The 17,646-nt window shown below is 42.7% G+C and carries 17 protein-coding genes, 1 tRNA gene and 4 pseudogenes; 11 read left to right on the plus strand and 11 right to left on the minus strand.

Annotated features, from left to right (window positions below):
- Nucleotides 1-78: 78 nt before the first annotated feature.
- Genes asnB through NMG48_RS05530 form a run of 3 tightly spaced genes read left to right on the plus strand, consistent with a single transcriptional unit; the run spans nt 79 to nt 3,743 of the window.
- Nucleotides 79-1,944, plus strand: a complete 1,866-nt coding sequence (gene asnB / locus NMG48_RS05520) for an asparagine synthase (glutamine-hydrolyzing) (RefSeq protein ID WP_441339185.1) — start codon at nt 79-81, stop codon at nt 1,942-1,944.
- Nucleotides 1,941-3,125 (plus strand): glycosyltransferase, encoded by a 1,185-nt coding sequence (locus NMG48_RS05525; RefSeq protein WP_271254329.1) that lies wholly within the window; start codon nt 1,941-1,943, stop codon nt 3,123-3,125. Before asnB ends, NMG48_RS05525 begins: the two co-directional genes overlap by 4 nt.
- A 45-nt stretch (nt 3,126-3,170) precedes the next feature.
- Nucleotides 3,171-3,743 carry a class I SAM-dependent methyltransferase gene (locus tag NMG48_RS05530; protein WP_271254330.1) on the plus strand — a complete coding sequence of 191 codons (573 nt, stop codon included), beginning with the start codon at nt 3,171-3,173 and terminating at the stop codon, nt 3,741-3,743.
- Between the two features lie 24 nt (nt 3,744-3,767).
- On the opposite strand, the gene NMG48_RS05535 is transcribed toward NMG48_RS05530, so the two are convergent.
- A complete protein-coding gene (locus tag NMG48_RS05535) occupies nt 3,768-4,910 on the minus strand; it encodes a transposase (protein WP_271252192.1) in 1,143 nt (380 codons plus the stop codon).
- 173 nt (nt 4,911-5,083) lie between these two features.
- Between NMG48_RS05535 and NMG48_RS21635 the strand changes: the two are divergent.
- The 4 genes and pseudogenes from NMG48_RS21635 to NMG48_RS05550 all read left to right on the plus strand — a co-directional run.
- Nucleotides 5,084-5,182 (plus strand): annotated as a pseudogene (locus tag NMG48_RS21635) (glycosyltransferase family 2 protein); the annotation flags it as partial.
- Nucleotides 5,183-5,249: 67 nt separating this feature from the next.
- Nucleotides 5,250-5,618, plus strand: a complete 369-nt coding sequence (locus NMG48_RS05540; RefSeq protein ID WP_271251623.1) for a helix-turn-helix domain-containing protein — start codon at nt 5,250-5,252, stop codon at nt 5,616-5,618.
- 29 nt (nt 5,619-5,647) lie between these two features.
- Nucleotides 5,648-6,196, plus strand: a pseudogene (locus NMG48_RS05545) (transposase); the annotation flags it as partial.
- Between the two features lie 168 nt (nt 6,197-6,364).
- Nucleotides 6,365-7,003, plus strand: coding sequence for a hypothetical protein (locus NMG48_RS05550; protein WP_271254331.1), 639 nt, complete (start codon nt 6,365-6,367; stop codon nt 7,001-7,003).
- Here NMG48_RS05550 and NMG48_RS05555 read toward each other — a convergent pair.
- Entirely contained in the window at nt 7,000-8,211 is a 1,212-nt protein-coding gene (locus NMG48_RS05555) for an IS256 family transposase (RefSeq protein ID WP_271253735.1), read from the minus strand. The two genes, NMG48_RS05550 and NMG48_RS05555, sit on opposite strands and share 4 nt — an antisense overlap.
- A gap of 22 nt (nt 8,212-8,233) precedes the next feature.
- Between NMG48_RS05555 and NMG48_RS05560 the strand changes: the two genes are divergently transcribed.
- A complete protein-coding gene (locus NMG48_RS05560) occupies nt 8,234-8,881 on the plus strand; it encodes a hypothetical protein (RefSeq protein ID WP_271254332.1) in 648 nt (215 codons plus the stop codon).
- A 20-nt stretch (nt 8,882-8,901) separates the two neighbouring features.
- A pseudogene (locus NMG48_RS05565) lies at nt 8,902-9,528 on the plus strand (glycosyltransferase family 2 protein); the annotation flags it as partial.
- Nucleotides 9,529-9,628: 100 nt separating this feature from the next.
- On the opposite strand, the gene NMG48_RS05570 reads toward NMG48_RS05565, so the two are convergent.
- From NMG48_RS05570 to NMG48_RS21645, 4 genes and pseudogenes are all read right to left on the minus strand, one after another.
- Nucleotides 9,629-10,219 carry a hypothetical protein gene (locus NMG48_RS05570; protein ID WP_271254334.1) on the minus strand — a complete coding sequence of 197 codons (591 nt, stop codon included), beginning with the start codon at nt 10,217-10,219 and terminating at the stop codon, nt 9,629-9,631.
- 38 nt (nt 10,220-10,257) lie between these two features.
- Entirely contained in the window at nt 10,258-10,356 is a 99-nt protein-coding gene (gene psaM / locus NMG48_RS05575; protein WP_126388842.1) for a photosystem I reaction center subunit XII, read from the minus strand.
- Nucleotides 10,357-10,479: 123 nt separating this feature from the next.
- Entirely contained in the window at nt 10,480-11,109 is a 630-nt protein-coding gene (locus tag NMG48_RS21640; protein WP_345961244.1) for an alpha/beta hydrolase, read from the minus strand.
- A gap of 6 nt (nt 11,110-11,115) precedes the next feature.
- Nucleotides 11,116-11,709: pseudogene (locus tag NMG48_RS21645) on the minus strand (transglutaminase-like domain-containing protein); the annotation flags it as partial.
- 226 nt (nt 11,710-11,935) lie between these two features.
- Here NMG48_RS21645 and ccsB point away from each other — a divergent pair.
- A complete protein-coding gene (gene ccsB / locus NMG48_RS05585) occupies nt 11,936-12,979 on the plus strand; it encodes a c-type cytochrome biogenesis protein CcsB (protein WP_271254336.1) in 1,044 nt (347 codons plus the stop codon).
- Between the two features lie 33 nt (nt 12,980-13,012).
- Here the strand turns inward: ccsB and NMG48_RS05590 are convergent, their stop codons facing one another.
- Nucleotides 13,013-13,447, minus strand: a complete 435-nt coding sequence (locus tag NMG48_RS05590; protein ID WP_271254337.1) for a DUF29 domain-containing protein — start codon at nt 13,445-13,447, stop codon at nt 13,013-13,015.
- Between the two features lie 29 nt (nt 13,448-13,476).
- Nucleotides 13,477-14,130, minus strand: coding sequence for a hypothetical protein (locus NMG48_RS05595; protein ID WP_271254338.1), 654 nt, complete (start codon nt 14,128-14,130; stop codon nt 13,477-13,479).
- 485 nt (nt 14,131-14,615) lie between these two features.
- Here NMG48_RS05595 and NMG48_RS05600 point away from each other — a divergent pair.
- Nucleotides 14,616-14,689, plus strand: a tRNA-Asp gene (locus tag NMG48_RS05600).
- A 63-nt stretch (nt 14,690-14,752) separates the two neighbouring features.
- Here the strand turns inward: NMG48_RS05600 and NMG48_RS05605 are convergent.
- From NMG48_RS05605 to typA, 3 genes are all read right to left on the minus strand, one after another.
- Nucleotides 14,753-15,412, minus strand: coding sequence for a J domain-containing protein (locus NMG48_RS05605; RefSeq protein WP_271254339.1), 660 nt, complete (start codon nt 15,410-15,412; stop codon nt 14,753-14,755).
- Nucleotides 15,413-15,495: 83 nt separating this feature from the next.
- Complete coding sequence (locus tag NMG48_RS05610) at nt 15,496-15,663, minus strand: hypothetical protein (protein WP_169362589.1); 168 nt, start codon at nt 15,661-15,663, stop codon at nt 15,496-15,498.
- A gap of 95 nt (nt 15,664-15,758) precedes the next feature.
- Nucleotides 15,759-17,552 (minus strand): translational GTPase TypA, encoded by a 1,794-nt coding sequence (gene typA / locus NMG48_RS05615; protein WP_169362590.1) that lies wholly within the window; start codon nt 17,550-17,552, stop codon nt 15,759-15,761.
- Between the last annotated feature and the right edge of the window lie 94 nt (nt 17,553-17,646).

Consider the following 17,646-nt stretch of genomic DNA (forward strand, 5'->3'; position numbering starts at 1 on the left):
TTTTTTAGTCATATCAAAATCTAGAAAGCCGAGAGATAGGAAAGATATCTGTCTAATTTCCCATAAATGGAGCAGATCATGTGTGGAATAGCAGGTATTTTGACCACATCATTGCAAGATTCAATAGAGCAATATGCACAAGTAATGCAAACGGCTCTTGAACATCGAGGCTCCGATGATCGCGGTATATATTTATCAGCAAATCGAGATATTGGATTCGTGCATAACCGTCTTGCCATTCTCGATCTTAGCCAAAATGGACATCAACCGATGTACATTGCCAATCAAAGATATTGGATTACCTTCAATGGTGAAATTTATAATTTTTTAGAATTAAGAGAACTTTTAAAAAGTGAGGGAGAAACTTTCTTTTCTCACACAGATACAGAAGTAATTCTCAAGCTCTATGCAAAGCATGGTACAAGATGTGTAGATTTTTTGCGCGGTATGTTTGCTTTCGCGATTTGGGACGATCTCGACAAAGTATGTTTTCTAGCCCGTGATCCCCTAGGTATTAAACCGCTTTATTACTGGTATCACCAAGAAACTTTGATATTTGCTTCAGAATTACGTGCCATTCTTACTACAGGACTAGTTCCTAAACAATTAAGCCCCATCGGTCTATACACATATTTAACCAATGGCTCAGTATCAGAACCTTGGACAATCATTGAGAATGTCAAAGGCTTAGCAGCAGGTAGTTACTTACTATGGAAGTCAGGGAAACTTCAGTCAAAGAGATATTGGGATATTAACTTCGATGCCTCCGCAATTAATTCCTCTTTTGCTAAAGATTTCTCAAGGCAGACGGGAAACTTTACATTAGATGCGATCGCTAAAACAAGAGCGGCTTTAATCGATAGCATCCAACATCATTTTATTAGTGATGTCCCTGTGGGTATATTTTTGAGCGGTGGTGTCGACTCAACGGCACTCGTAGCGATCGCTAAACAAACTCAAGTGAATGAATTACGCACTTACTCCATTGCATTTAATGAGACACAATGGAATGAGGGGGCAATTGCTAAACAAGTCGCCCAAGAATTTGGCACATTACACACAGAATATTTACTAACTGCTAAGGTTGCCAAAAGTCTATTGCCAGAATATTGGCGATCGCTTGATCAGCCCACTATCGATGGATTTAATACATTTTGCGTGTCAAAAATCGCTCATCAACATGGCACGAAAGTAGTATTGTCAGGGTTGGGAAGTGATGAGCTATTTGGTGGCTACGGTACATTTCAGCAAGTGCCAAGGATCGTAAATCAAAGAAAAAATATAGCTTTTTTAAAAGCGATCGCCAAACTTGTTGGTAATGGACTAGAAAGATTATCCCATTTACCTAAATATCGGCGACTAGGGGCATTTCTAACCAAAGAGAACTCACTCAAAAATGCCTATAGTTTAGTCCGTGGAGTCTTTTCAGATTGGGAAGCCTATCAATTAGTCAAGTTCTACTTAGGTCACGATGTTGGCGATCACCTCCAATCTGAGCTACTTAATTATTTAAAAATAGAAAATCATCATTATCAAACATTCCCCACTGCTCAAGACGAGGTATCCTATCTAGAACTCAGTCGCTATATGCGAAATCAGCTACTGCGCGATAGTGATGTCATGAGTATGCGATGGGGTTTAGAGCTGCGTGTCCCCTTTGTCGATCGCGAGCTATTTCGGGAAGTAAGCCAGATTCCTGCTGCCATCCGTTTACAAAGAAGCAAAAATTTATTAACTAGTGCTGTTCCAGAAATTCCTGACTATATTACTAATCGTAAAAAATGTGGATTTACAATCCCGTTTGAGCAATGGATTGATCAGGATTGGAACGACTGTACTATGGACATCACAATACCAAGTTATATCCCTCTACCGCGTAAGCAGTGGTATAGGCGATGGAGCTTAGTAGTTTTACAAAATTGGTTGCAGGCAATTTCAATATGAAAGTTCTCCATGTTATTCCTTCAGTGGCAAAAGTGCGCGGAGGCCCCAGTCAAGCAATCATCGAAATGGTCACAGCTTTGCGATCGCAAGGTATTGATGCCGAGATTGTCACGACTAACGACAATGGCAAAGAATTACTGGATGTACCTTTGCATGAACTGACCGATCAGCTAGAAGCATATGGCAATGTACCAATTCGCTTTTTCCCAAGATTTTCGCCCAATATTAACGCTGTGCGTGAGTTTGCCTATTCAGGCGCGCTGACAACTTGGCTATGGCAACATATCAGCGAATACGACATCATTCATGTCCATGCCATCTTTTCCTATACTTCTACAGTTGCTATGGCGATCGCGCGTATTAAAAATATTCCCTACATCAATCGCCCCCTCGGACAGCTGTGTGAATGGTCATTGCAACAAAGCCAACTGCGTAAACAAATCTATCTCAATGTCATTGAACGCTCTAATTTATTACATAGTCAAGCACTCCATTTTACAGCCGCGCAGGAAAGAGAGGAATTCCATCAACTGGGTTTAAATATTCCAAACTTTGTACTGCCTCACGGTGTACATATTCCCACCATAATTCCTAATGCTCAGGAGCAGTTACATAAAATCCTCCAAATTCCTGAACATATCCCAATAATTCTGTTCATGTCCCGTATTCATCCGAAAAAAGGATTAGAATATCTCATTCCTGCCCTTGGCAAATTAAAGGCAGCCGATTTTGCTTTGGCGATCGCAGGGAGTGGTGAGCCAGATTATGTAAATCACATCCAAGATTTATTAGCAGAGTATCAAATCAGCGATCGCACTTACTGGGGAGGTTTTGTCCAAGGTGAAAACAAAAATTTATACCTGCAAGGATCAGATCTATTTGCCCTCACTTCCCATTCCGAAAACTTTGGGATCGCGGCAATTGAAGCCCTCGCATCAGGAACACCTGTCTTAGTTACCGATGGTGTGGCGATCGCACCTATGGTCAAAGAACAAGATCTTGGCTATATTACTAAGCTTGATATTGAGGCAATTACTTCTACAATTCAAAGATTTCTTGCCTCTACTCAAGTTGCAAAGCAAAAAGGCGATCGCGCCCAGCAATATATTGCTGAACATTATAGTTGGGCTAAAATAGCTGATAGTTTGATGAACATATATAACAAGTATGCCAAGCTATGAATATAACCAATTTTATAAGAATCTAACCAGTAAATAGTGCAAATTATGCTCAACACAAATTTAAATTATGAATACTCTTATACAAATGCAGAATCTGGACATCATCATCATTATCTATTACCTTCATTGCTCAAATTATTGAATAAGACTAAACAAAAAAGAACCGAAAAACTACGAGTTTTAGATATTGGTTGTGGTAATGGCAGCTTAAGCAATCTAATTAGGAAGGAAGGTTATGAAGTTATCGGTATTGAAGATTCTCTGACAGGAGTGACTAATGCCAGTAACAACTTCCCAGAATGTAAATTTATTAACGCTAGTGTGTACAACCTGCCCTACTCCGATCTAGGAGGAGAGTTTGATATTGTCATCTCTGCTGAAGTAATTGAACATTTGATATATCCAAGAGAGTTAATTAAATCGGCAAAGAATTGTCTAAAGCCAAATGGTTCCTTAATTATCACCACTCCATATCATGGCTACCTCAAAAATCTCGCTCTTGCCGTAACAGGCAAAATGGATAGTCACTTTACTGTGCTATGGGATGGTGGTCATATCAAATTCTTTTCCGTAAATACTTTAACTAAGTTACTCATAGAAGAAAAGTTTTATAACTGAGATCTTGCAGCATTCGTGAAAGAGTCAAGTGGGAATGGGTTTGAGAATAATTTCAAAGCCATGACGAGCAGCAATATCGGCACTAATTTGAAGATACCTGAGAAGTTTCAACCAAAGGACAGAAGGGAATAAAACAGAAAGGGTTAAATCACAGGTAGCTTTCCAGTCCAAGATGGGAGGAAACGACCATTGATCAATCCAATGAGCCAAAAGATAAGAAAGCAGAGAGAGGATAAGCCAACGATAAACGCCAAGTTTTGTAGATTGCCCAAAACAATGCAAACCAAAGCGATGTTTGATGGTTTTGAAGAATCCCTCAATCGCCCAACGCTTACGACCTAACATCACCAGATAAGCGCCAGAATAAGGATGAGAAGAGACCACAAAGCGTAACTCCCGTTTACTATCGGCTCTTTTGAGCCAGAACCAAGAGATCGTCAAAGGCGTACTTAGCCCTTCCAGTAAAATTAGTTGTCCACGTTTGCCATGGGGATAAAGTTGTTTGACGGTACGTCCATCTTGAAGTTTACGATTGTTGCGGACACCGACAACGATGCGCCAAGACTTGGCGCGGACAGCATTGAAAAACTTCACCGTACTAAACTCAGTATCAGCAAGGACAATCACAGTCTTGCCTTGGGTTAGTTGCTTGGGTACTGTCCCCAATAACTTACAAGCTAAGTCAGAGGGACTGGAGTATCCTTTGCCGCGCCATACTCTAAAACTCCATGGTACGCGCCACTCTCCATAGACCAGATACAGTACAACCAGATGTAGTCCTCGCTTTCCGTTGAGGATTCTCACCCATGGGTCTGGTTCGTTTGGGGTGGGATTGCTCAAATGTAAAAACTTGCCGCTTTTTTCTAAGGTGGTCAGGTCTATCAGTATCTTTAATGGCACTCTCTTCGATGGGCGATGCTTGGCGATTTGCCCCAAAATTGACAGCCTTGTTGCTCGAATTAGTCCTCTTGTTGACCAGTTATAGTGATTGAGAAATCGGCTTAATGCACTCGCTGATTTTACCTGTGTATGTTCTGGATAGGGATGCCCTTGCGCTTCCAGAAATAGCCCTAATATTGCATTCAGACTTGCTTTTTGATACACACTTGGCATCAGACAAATTAGGCTATACACTAAACCTTGGGCGTGCTTAACGATGCTTTCCATAATCGTTATTTAATTTACTACTACGCCCTTTTTTTCACATCTTTACTCTCTTTGCAACCCCTTTCCAGAATGGTGCAAGTTCTCAGTTAACCTTCAATTTGAATTTGCTGGCAGAGTTCCTTATTTATGGAAGTCTATGCTAGTTGCTGCCACTTTATTGGATATTCATCAAAATGATTGAGAAAATTACTCCACTAATTCTTACTTATAATGAAGCCCCCAATATTAGTAGAACATTAGAATGCTTAACTTGGGCAACAAGAATTGTTGTTACAGCCTATTGAGGGAAAGAGTAGTACAAGATAAGCTAGGATAGCAAAACCCAAAAGAGAGTAAAAAATGGCACCTTACTCACTAGATCTCAGAGAAAAGATCGTAGCAAACTACGAAGCAGGAAATACATCGATTCGGGAAGTAGCGAAGCAATTTCAAGTCGCGACGAAAACAGTGCAAAAACTACTGAATCAATACCGAGAGACAGGAGAACTAAACCACAAACCATTAGGTAGTCCAATCAAAAGTCCCCTCGAAGCGCATCAGGAGAAAATCCTCGAAATTGTCTCAGAGCATCCAGATTGGACACTATGGCAGTACTGTGAAGAAGTAGCAGAACAAACAGGAGTATCAGTGACCACAGGCAGCATGTGCCGATTTTTCCAGAGGCATAACATCACTCTAAAAAAAAGACCTATCGCCATGAAAAGGTAAAAAGTGAGGCAGTACAACAGCAAAGATGTGAATTTTGGGAAGCATTGAATGAAGTGAAAGCTGAAGATCTGATTTGTATTGATGAAACGGGAGTATGGCAGGGGATGGAACGCTCTGTGGCAAGAAGTGAATGTGGCAAAAGAGTATTCAGTCTTCGTCCCTTTTACAAAGGTCAGAAATACACAATAATTGGCGCTATTTCAGTTGATGGGATTGTTTGCCTGAAAACGATTCAGGGTTCTATGAAAGGAGCAGATTTTCTCACCTTTGTCCAAGATGACCTAGTACCTAAATTACGTCCTGAGCATAGGATCATCATGGATAACCTCAACTGCCATAAAGTTGAGGGGGTCGCAAAAGCAATTACAGCGACAGGTGCTAAGATTTTGTACTTACCCACCTATTCTCCTGATTTTAATCCAATTGAGATGATGTGGTCGGTTCTCAAATATTTTATTAGATTGCTTAGACCTCATTCTCAAAAACTACTTCAGCATTTAATCAACGTTTTCCCTTACTTGTTAGAAAAAGATTTCTTCAAAAATTGGTTTACTAAGTGTTGTTACTGTACTACTTAATCCCTCAATGGACTGTATTGATAGCTTTAGCGATGATCAAACTCTAGAGATCTTAGCCTGATTGACTGACAAAAGTGGTAAGAGAAGTTGCGAGAAAGTATACAGAGATTGAATTTGAGTAAAAAAGAGGCGTATGCTGTTTTTTGAAGAAAAAGGAGCATAGGACAAATGACCCAAAACGCCTCACGTATCTATAATGAACTAATAAAATTCGGGAGTCAATACAGCCAGTGGTCAGATGTGCGCCATTTGGGAGTAATGGCGTGGATGATGGTGGGAATGATCGCCACAGGGAGTGTGAATTTAACGAAGTGGTTAAGCCATATCAACACAAAAGCATTGATCGCCCAAAGCACGCAAAGACAACTATCAAGATGGCTGAACAATCCGCGCATAAATCCAGCCAAGCTATACAGTCAAGTAATCAAAGAGTTAATCGCTAAATGGAAAGAGCCAGAAATATATCTGAGTTTTGATACCAGTCAACTGTGGGAAGAATACAGCATGATCCGATTGTGTGTAGTTCATCAGGGAAGAGCTTTACCGTTATGTTGGCGTGTAATCAAACATCGCAGTAGTAGTGTAGAGATGAGTAGCTATCAAGACATGCTCAAACGCGCATCGAAACTGTTGCCCGTGAATGTCAAAGTAGTTTTATTAGCAGACCGAGGATTTGCTAATCCAGAACTGGTGCGCTATGTGTGGGAATTAAAATGGCAATGTCGGATTCGGATCAAGGGTAATTTCTGGATATATGCCCCCAAGCATGGAGATTGTCAAGTAAAATGTGTAAAGTCTAGAAGCTAGACGTGGAGACGATCCTCGAAGAGGATGGCAAAGCGATTAAGAGCAGGTTTCCAATCACGAATCGGCATCGTCCACTTCTTCGAGATATTCCGCATTGCTAAATAAACGAGCTTGAAAGCAGCATCATCAGAGGGAAAAATCTGTTGGGATTTAATCACCTTCCGCAAACTACTGTTCATCGACTCAATCGCATTGGTGGTATAAATCGCCCTGCGAATCTCGGTCGGGAAAGCAAAGAAGGGGATAATGTTTGCCCAATGACTGCGCCAAGACTTGGAGATTGATGGATATTGCTTGTCCCACTTTTCAGCAAAGAGTTCGAGATTAAACTCAGCCTCCGATTCCGTCGCCGCGCTATAAATAGCCTTGAGGTCAGCACAAACTTGCTTGCGTTGTTGCCAAGGTACAAAAGCGACCGAGTTTCTGACCATGTGGACAATGCATAACTGCACCTGAGTTTTAGGAAATACCGTCTCAATCGCATTAGGGAAACCAGTCAAGCCATCGACACATGCAATCAAAATATCTTTGACCCCACGGTTGTGAATTTCGGTGAGTACTGACAACCAGAATTTCGCACCTTCATTCGGAGAAATCCACATACCCAGTAATTCCTTGTACCCGTCCATATTCACGCCCAAGGCAAAGTACAAGGATTTGTTAATCACTCTGCCATTGTCTCGGACTTTGATGACTAGACAGTCCAGAAAGACGATTGGATAGACTGCTTCAAGGGGACGGTTTTGCCATTGCTTCACCTCGTCAATTACTGCATCTGTAACATTGGAAATAAGTGTTGGTGATACTTCAACACCATCCATTTCTTGCAACTGGGCTTGAATATCCCTGACACTCATACCTCGTGCGTAGAGAGCAATGATCTTTTCATCTAGTCCTGACAAGCGACTTTGTCCTTTCTTCACCATCTGCGGTTCAAACTCCCCTTGCCGATCTCGGGGGACTGCGATTTCGGCTACGCCAAAGTCACCTTGCACTTTTTTCTGGCTATAACCGTTGCGACTGTTGGTTTGTCCTTCTGGTCTAGGTTCGTGCTTACCGTATCCCAGATGGGTTGATAGTTCTGCTTCCAAGGCTCTCTCCACCAACGCGGTTGTCAGTTGTTTCAGAATGCCTCCTTCTCCGAATAGGTCAGGTGGTGTTTTACATTCTTGCAGCAATTCGTCGAGCAATTCTTTGCGTATATTCATCAGTTTTAGTGTTGGTAATTGTGTGTCTAGATCATCTCTCTGTATATATCCCAGACTTTACACACTTCACTTTACACTCTCCAAGCATGGCTGGCAAACAGTCAAACAATTACATCTTCGTCTTGGTGAAGCTAAGTTGATCCACAATGTTAAAGTTCACAAAACTGAGTCCAAGCGTCTTACCGATGTGCATATTGCGGCGGCTTGGGAATCTGGGAGCCGAGAGTATTGGTATATTCTCAGTACTGAACCTACCACACTCCAAACTTTTTGGGAGTATGGTCTGAGATTCGATATTGAGGAGAATTTCTTGGATGATAAATCTAATGGCTTTGATTTAGAATCTTCGCGTTTACGTTCGGCTCCTGCCATTTCTCGCCTTTGTTTTGTGATAGCACTGACCACCTTGTTTTTAACGGCTCAAGGACTGGCAGTTGCTGATTCTGGCTATCGTCGTTTGGTTGATCCTCATTGGTTTCGTGGGCTTAGTTATCTCAAGATTGGCTGGAACTGGATTCACACCGCTATCACTAAAAACTGGGCTTTCTTGCCTTTCTACTCTTTTACTTCTTATCTTGACTCTCACCCTGCTATTGCTTCTCGTCGAAAACATCTTCAGAAATTATTCCGCATTGAGTTCTATGCTTCTACTCTCGACTGGGCTTCCTAGTCTTTTGTCAGTCAATCAGGATCTTAGCTGGATATCCACAAATAGATCTCTATCAACGCACTTTCGATCATTTTGCAGGGCAATGTAATTATGGAATAGAGCAAATTACAACGGAATGGGTGCTTTCATTGGATGCTGACTATAACTTAAGTAAAGAATTAATTGCTGAACTCCATTCTTTGCCAGAATCTTTATCCAAAGATTCCTATTTTGCAAATTTTAAATATTGTGTATTTGGGAAACCTCTACGCGGAACTCTACTCCCCCCTCGTAAAGTTCTATACCGCAAAGATAAGTCTTATTATATTGAAGATGGTCATGCCCATCGGGTTAAGGTTGTAGGAGATTATGGATATTTAGCTGGGTATATCTATCATGACGATCGCAAGTCCTTAAGCCGTTGGCTCTGGGCGCAAGATCGATATATGCAAATTGAAGCTAAAAAACTATTAAATACACCTTCAGGGCAATTAAGTTTTGGCGATCGCCTACGCAAACAAAAAATAATTGCGCCATTCGTGATTTTGTTCTATTGCTTAATTCTGAAAGGGGGCATTTTTGATGGATGGGCTGGTTGGTATTACGCTTGGCAAAGGATGCTGGCAGAAATTTTATTAGCAATTCGGCTAATTGAGTCAGATTTATAAAAAAGAACGCTTAACGTTTTTTTTGATAGTCCTAAAAAGGAAAGAATTTATGGTGGTAAGAATGGGCGGCGCTTCGCGCCGCCCATTCTTAATTTTATGGTTAACGATTGTTAGCTCTTTGTGCAGTTGTGGTTGTAGGCATTACACCATCAGTACTCGGTGAAGCAATTTCCGTAGGATCGAGTAGCTTAATAGTCATCTGATTGCTCTTAATCAAACCTTGCTTTCGCAACAACATTTCTTGAGACTTACCCGAATTTAAAGTTTGGGGTAAATTTTCACGCAAAGCATTAACCCGTTGCTCAACGGAATTTACCTCTGTTGTAATTTCGTCGAGCCGATCTTTTTGGGATGATTGATAGGGTAATAATCTCGTAATGGCAGCGATCGCCGCAAGGGACAAAGCCACATTCACAGCAATTACGATTATTGACTCAGTAGCCTTAGTACGACAATATTGCTCTTTTTTTCGCTCAATAGAATGGGCAACGGCTTCACTATAGCCATTAGCAGCATTCAATGCGGGATTAGCAATCCCCACAGGTGAAACTTTACCACTAGAGGCAGAATGGTTGCTGTGTGAACTTATGCTCACGACATCATTTCGCCCGTTCTGATCTGGCGATCGGCGTAGGTTTTGTTTTGCTACTGCTGGAGAAACACGCGGAGATAGGTTTCGCTTGGCAACCATTCGCAACCTCTAGGTTGTAAAAAATAGATGAATGAGGACTAGGAATTTGCAAGAGCAGAACCTAACAAAGCAGCCAATACTGCGGGAACTAGTGCGAGTACTAGTGCTGAGAAAATTTGAGCATCTGAAAGAGCCATACAATATCTCCTAAATATAATTTATATAAGTGATTATTTCGATCTTAACAATACACCGTCATATCAAAAATTGACTAGCTGTTAAAACAAATAAAAACAAAAAGTGACACTTTCTGCCATTTCTTAGATCACTTGATGTTCCAGTATGAATTTGCGGATGCGATCGCAGGTTTCAGGACGGATCTCATGGGACATTTCATACTCTTCATATTCTACGGTTGCGCCTAAAGTCTCAAACAACTGCCGCGCATTACGCGCAGCCCCAATCGGAACTACAGTGTCCTCTGTGCCATGGGCAATGAAAATGGGAGGAAATGTGGCATTGGCAAATTCTTGCAATTCCTCTTCGGCAATGTGCAAGTAACCACTTAAGGATATTAAACCAGCCAAGGGAAAGCCTAAGCCGACATCCAAAGTCATTGCCCCACCCTGTGAAAAGCCTAATAAAAATGTCTTTTCTAAGGGGATGCCAGTTAGTGTCGGTAAATCTTCAAGGAATTGGCTGAGTAATTCACAGCTTTTGGCTAATCCCTCTGCATCAAGACTTTGGAGGTCATACCACATCTTGCCATTGGGCATAGGATGATTAAAGGGAGCCTCAGGACAAATCCATTGATAATTTGGGAGTCCAACCAGTGGCGCTAGGGAAATTAAATCATCACAATTTGCCCCCCATCCATGCAGGGCAACGATCGCACCTTGGGCATCAGGATTCGGTAATTGTGTAGGAAACGCTCGGTAATTTAAGGTCATGAGCAACAGTCCATAGTTTTGGGCAGCATCTGGAGCTATATCTGGAAGATGACGCAGCATATCATCCCATGTAGTTTGTGCTTGCAGTGACTCTACAACTAACGGTAATGGTTCGGCAAGAATAGCAGGAAAATTTGCCTCTTCGGGAAACTGTGTTTGAAAGGCTAGTTGTTCATGGGGCGGGGTGAATTGGGCGTTAACTCCAGCTTTATTGCCTCTAGCATCCACTCGATACCAACCAAATTCAGGTAAGTAAATGGCATTAAACCCATGCAAACTGTAGGGAGCGCCTTGATCATCAATACTTAATCGTTGATAACAAAATCCTGAGGGAATCTGGTTAGCACGGAGGAGCGCCGCAAGGAGATGGCTCTTGGCATAGCAATAGCCTGTTTTATGTTTTAGGACATCTGATGCTCGCCAAGTCACAGGATTCATTTGATAGTCAAAACTATGACAGATCTCGTCACGTACCCATTCAAAACAAGCTTTAGCGATCGCCTCTGGTGTTTGATGCCCCAAGGCGATCTGGCGGGCGCATTTAATGATTTCAGGATGTTGCCAATCAATGACTGGACTAATTTGTAAATACTCTTTCATCTGCAAAAGCTTGGACTCTCATCTGCGGGATTTTCTGGACTTTAAGAGGCAAATGGTAAGGCTTATCAACATCGCTTACAATAATGTTTATAGCAATCTTAAAGGGTTTGTGGAAGCGCACCCCTCCGAAGGGGTGCGCTTCCACAAACCCAAAAATCTACAAATGATTTAGGAATGCTATAAACCAATAATAAAACCTTTTTAAAATTGCTGGAGAATTGCCTGAATGCAACTCGTCGCGCTTCAGAACCTACTGGATAACACTTCATTTGCTGTCCTCTTTGCGACTATGCTCGTTTTTTGGGTACATGTCGCATTTCCCAATTTGCCCTATTTACGATCGCTAGGAAATGCAGGCATGGCGATCGCCAATCTCTGTATTGCTGCATTACTGGGAGCGCGTTGGATTGATGCAGGCTATTTCCCACTAAGCAATCTTTACGAATCATTGTTTTTCTTGGCATGGGGCATCACCACCATGCACATTGTCGTTGATCGCATTGGGTATAAGAGCGCTAATGATACTGCCAAGCGTTTGATCGGTGCATTTACTTCACCGATGGCAATGGGCATCACCGCTTTTGCAGCTTTGGCTTTACCCGCAGGGATGCAGGTTTCGGAGCCGCTTGTACCTGCATTAAAGTCTAATTGGTTAATGATGCACGTTACGGTAATGTTGCTCAGCTATGCAGCTTTGATGACTGGCAGCATTTTAGCGATCGCCTTTTTGATTGTTACCCGTGGTCAAGATGTGGTTTTACAAGGTAGTTCCTTCGGCACAAATCTGCGTAGCGTTACCGAAGCAAAGCAGTCTAATCCCGAAACTTTTGCCGCTTTTGCTATTGAAGGGATGGGTAATGTTTTAAATTCAACAAATCTCTCCTCTGCAAATACCGCTACGCTGGTATCGGAGAATGCAACCCAAACGAAACCCTTATCACTGCGCCGCCTGACCTTAGGGGAAACTTTAGATAATCTCAGTTATCGAGCGATCGGATTAGGCTTCCCATTGCTGACCATTGGCATCATCGCTGGCGGCGTATGGGCAAATGAGGCATGGGGTTCCTATTGGAGTTGGGACCCTAAGGAAACTTGGTCTTTAATTACATGGCTAGTATTTGCCGCCTATCTGCATACACGCATTACCAAGGGCTGGCAAGGACGCAAGCCTGCAATTTTAGCAAGTGTTGGTTTATTAGTAGTCTGGACTTGCTACCTTGGCGTTAACCTTCTCGGCAAAGGCTTACATAGCTACGGCTGGTTCCTATAAATAAAAGAGGCGGCGCGATGCGCCGCCTCTTTTTTATGGATCAGGAAAATTCGGATTAAAAATTTGCTCTTCGGTAAATGGGCAAGTTTCAGGTAAGTCTTGATCGATTAACTGAGTTTCCTTAAAAAATAGTTCTAGCCCTAGGTCATAGCCAACCGCGATCGCCTCTGACAGGTAAGACTTCAAGCTCGGATTTTGTTGAATATGTCTTTGTAGCTGTTGTCTTTGTACACGAATTGTCACCTGCCAACTGCGACTCCGCATACTGGGCTGATAAATCCACTTCAACAAATGCCCAATTAAAACCCCAAGACGATTTTCCAACTCACGTTTTTCTTGTTTGCCCAAAGATTCAATTTCCTCAACCAGATGCACAATATCCACTGACTTCCAGTCCCCAGACTGCAAAAGTTGAGACTGCTCCAAAGTCCAAGCATAAAAATCTGTATCGTAAAGTTTGGCTGTCATATCAGGGTCTCCTGCAAACAACTATGTCCTTAGAGTTGTTCACGGTTGATTAACTCTTGTTCTAGTTTAGGCAAACTCTCTAATTCAAATACAGTGATTTGTCCAGAATTAGCGCTACCCTTACCATTTTGTAACAGCTCCACCCAATAGCCATATTTTTTACCTTGACGGAGTTCCCCCTGCAAAGCCCAGAGAATTTGTGAAGCGTTCTTGCCTTGCGATCGCTGAACCATTGCCGCGGTTGGATAGGCATAAACCCGTTTTGCGGTGGCATAGTCACGCATGATTTCAGGTCCATAAATCGAACGTAGGGACTCTTCTAGACGCGATCGGGTCACACCATTAATGATGTCAAAAAATCGAATCTGCTCACTTCTAATCAAATTGGCATCGCTCGCCTTAATTGCAGCAATCCCTGGTAACACCACACTGGCTTGAAATTGAAAGCGTCTTGACGGGGTATCGCTTTTTCGCACGAGCAGACGCTCACCAGACTCTGGACGCAATGCAGGGTTAGTTCTAATCCAATCAATTACTTGATCGGGCTTTTGTCCTGGTAAAGCGATCGCTGAGGGTATCGCTTGCCATGCTGTCGGCAAGGCGATGCTGAGTATTTGCGTCAAAAGTGTCGTGGCGATCGCCGTCTTGGCACTTTTAATGTTTGTGCTTTTAAAGCAATTCATGTAAGTCCTCTACACCAATTAAATCTTAATGGACAAATTTAGCTGGCAAATAATGGCTGACAGAATATCATGGTCTGAGGGAATTGCAATGACTTTTTCGGGCTTTTTACGATATTTTGTGGCAACTCGTCTTAGTTAAGCCCCAACAAATGAAGGTCGCACTTTGTGCGACCTTCATTTGTTGGGTTGTTGCATTGATAAGTAGCTAAGCGAAATTAAATATAAAACCCCAAATCCTGTGGCGCACGCGCAGCGTGCGCCACAGGATTTGGCTTTAAGATATTGAAGGATAAGTCTGTTAGTTGAAGCCCTTATGTAGTGGTGATTTCAGGATTGCGATTGAAAAAGTTTCAAAAAATATAATCAAAAGTATTGACAAACGCTTTTTAAATCTCCATAATAAGGAGCGCTTAAATAAAGAAACGCAAAAAACGAGCTGCAAAACAGTTAGTGGTAAGTGATTCTTAAGTTAAGAGCAGAAACTTGGGTTCGTAGTTCAATTGGTTAGAGCACCGCCCTGTCACGGCGGAAGTTGCGGGTTCGAGCCCCGTCGAACCCGTTCTATAAAGAACGGAAAACAAAAAGGGAATCGCTAAGCGATTCCTTTTTTGTTTGTTGATTTCTATTTTTTATTTTTTAGTAATTGGACTCGTTCTAAGTCACGATTCACTTCAAACGCCAATTCCCGATTTTTAGGATCGGTGGTTAGCGCTTTATTGAGATAGATTTCTGCTTCGCGTAACTTCCCATTCAAAATTAACTCACTACTCCAACGATGATAAGTTACCGCCTGCCAATGGATGACTTCGGGCGTATTGGGGAATCTCTCGCTCATTCCTTCTACAACAGCGATCGCTACGACATATTTTTTTTGCTTCAGCAAATCCTGCACCCGCCGCAACATATCCAGTTTCAGTTTTAACTCTGGATTGCTACTAATCGGATCGACTTTATTGCTAACCTGCTTCACCTCAATTTTGATTTTGGGATGGGGTTGAGGTGGCTTACTGTAAGTTTTTGGAGGTGGTGGTGGGGCAGAGTTAGCTTGCGATCGCGTAGCCACATTTTTAGAAAACAGCTCTTTTTCTAAATCTCCCTTATCCGCATCCTTGAGCATTTTGTAAGCTTCTTGCACAAGGCGAAACTTATCGGCGGCGGTAGGATCATTCTGATTAACGTCAGGGTGATACTTACGTGCTAAACGACGGTAGGCGACCTTAATATCATCTAAGGTTGCATTGCGGGGAACTCCTAAAAGTCGATAGCATTCAGATAGGTGCATGAAGTGAAATTTGACGATAAACAGCAGATCACATTTGATAGCTCACATTAAATCACATTAAAATTTAGAGGCGATCGCAGTTGCTAATCAGGCTTTTTGCGAATTGTATATTTTCCCTTACTAGTAACAGGTGAACCTTTATTAGCTTCTACAAGTTTGATGTACTTATCCAAAGCTTCCTCCTTAGTTCCATGTTCAGAAATAACATGAACCTTACGACTTCCAGCAATTTCGAGGACAACTTGGTGCATAGCTTGGATAGAGTTTGGATAGCCCTAAATTTTTAAATAGTCTAGCAAATAACACAAACGAAAAGGGGCGCGATGCGCCCCTTTTCGTTTAGTGATTAGCGCTTAGCAAATTTCTTGGTCATTTTGCGTAAACGAATTGATTCGGGAGTAACCTCAAGAATTTCGTCGGGGCCAATGTATTCCAAGGCGCGTTCGAGGCTCATTTCGATCGGAGCTTGCAACTGCACGATGTCATCAGCACCAGCCGCACGCATGTTCGTAAGCTGCTTGCTCTTACATACATTCAGTTCCATATCCTGAGGACGATTATTTTCGCCAATAATCATGCCCTTATACACCTTTGTACCGGGTTTAATGAAGAACACACCGCGATCTTCTGCATTCTTCAAGGAGAACTCAGTTGCCACACCTTCTTCAAAGGAGATCAGTACACCATTCCGACGGGCGCTAATTTCGCCAGCCGCAGGACGGTAATCGAGGAAGCTGTGGTTCATGATGCCAGCACCACGGGTGGCGCGCATGAAATCGCCACGGAAGCCAATTAATCCCCGTGCAGGAACGACGAATTCTAGCTGAGAGCGTCCAGTGCTAGACATTTGCATATCGATCATTTCGGCGCGACGTTGACCTAAGCGCTCAATACATCCACCGACGGCATCTTCAGGCACATCTAGAACTAGAGCTTCGTAGGGTTCGCACTTTTGACCATTGATTTCGCGGTAAATAACTTGAGGCTGAGTTACTTGGAACTCATAGCCTTCACGACGCATGGTTTCGATCAAAATACCCAAGTGCAATTCACCACGTCCAGCAACCGCAAAGCGATCAGGAGATTCAGGATCTTCGGTGACACGTAGCGCGACGTTAGTTTCGAGTTCGCGCAAGAGGCGATCGCGTACTTGACGGGTAGTGACTAATTTACCTTCTTGACCAACAAAGGGCGAGTCATTAACGCAGAAGGTCATCTGCAAAGTGGGTTCGTCCACTTTGATCATTGGCAGTGCTAGAGGCTCATTAGGACAGGTAATGGTTTCGCCAATATTGGCAGTGGCAAAACCTGCAACCGCCACAATGTTACCTGCGGATGAGGTTTGCATTTCAACGCGCTTTAAGCCATCAAATCCTAAGAGTTTGGTGATTTTACCTTTAACGATCGAGCCATCTTCAGTGATCAGAGCAGCTTGCTGTCCCGCAGTAATCGTGCCGTTGTGGATTTTACCGATCACAATCCGACCGAGATATTCGGAATAGTCAAGGGTCGTAACTTGCAACTGCAAAGGCTTGTCAGGATTGCCCACAGGTGGCGATACGTGATGGATAATTGCCTCAAACAAAGGCTTCATATCTACACTTTCATCTTCGAGTTGTTCCTTAGCAAAGCCCCCCATGCCTGAAGCAAATAGGTAAGGGAAATCGCACTGGTCATCATCTGCACCGAGTTCGAGGAATAGATCAAGAACTTTGCTGACAGCAACGTGGGGATCGGCAAATTCGCGATCGATCTTATTAATAACGACTAAAGGTCGCAAGCCTTTTTCCAGCGCTTTTTTCAACACAAAGCGAGTTTGGGGCATAGGACCTTCGTTGGCATCAACGATCAGCAAACAGCCTTCAACCATGCCAAGTACGCGCTCAACTTCGCCACCAAAGTCCGCGTGTCCGGGGGTGTCAACAATGTTGATCAGCGTATCTTTGTATTTGACAGCAGTATTTTTAGAAAGAATGGTAATGCCGCGTTCACGCTCTAGGTCGTTGGAGTCCATCACGCATTCGACAAGGGCTTCACCTTCGCGAAAAGCGCCAGACTGTCTGAGAAGTGCGTCTACTAGAGTGGTTTTGCCGTGATCGACGTGGGCGATGATGGCGACGTTGCGGATGGGGAGAGACATGGGTGATGTATCGAGTTGATCGAAAAACTTATTATTTCTTTATCTATTATGCTCGAATTTGTCAAAAAACTTTGCATTAGTAATTGTCAATACA

It is taken from the genome of Pseudanabaena sp. Chao 1811 (assembly GCF_027942295.1).
Taxonomy (GTDB): Bacteria; Cyanobacteriota; Cyanobacteriia; order Pseudanabaenales; family Pseudanabaenaceae; genus Pseudanabaena.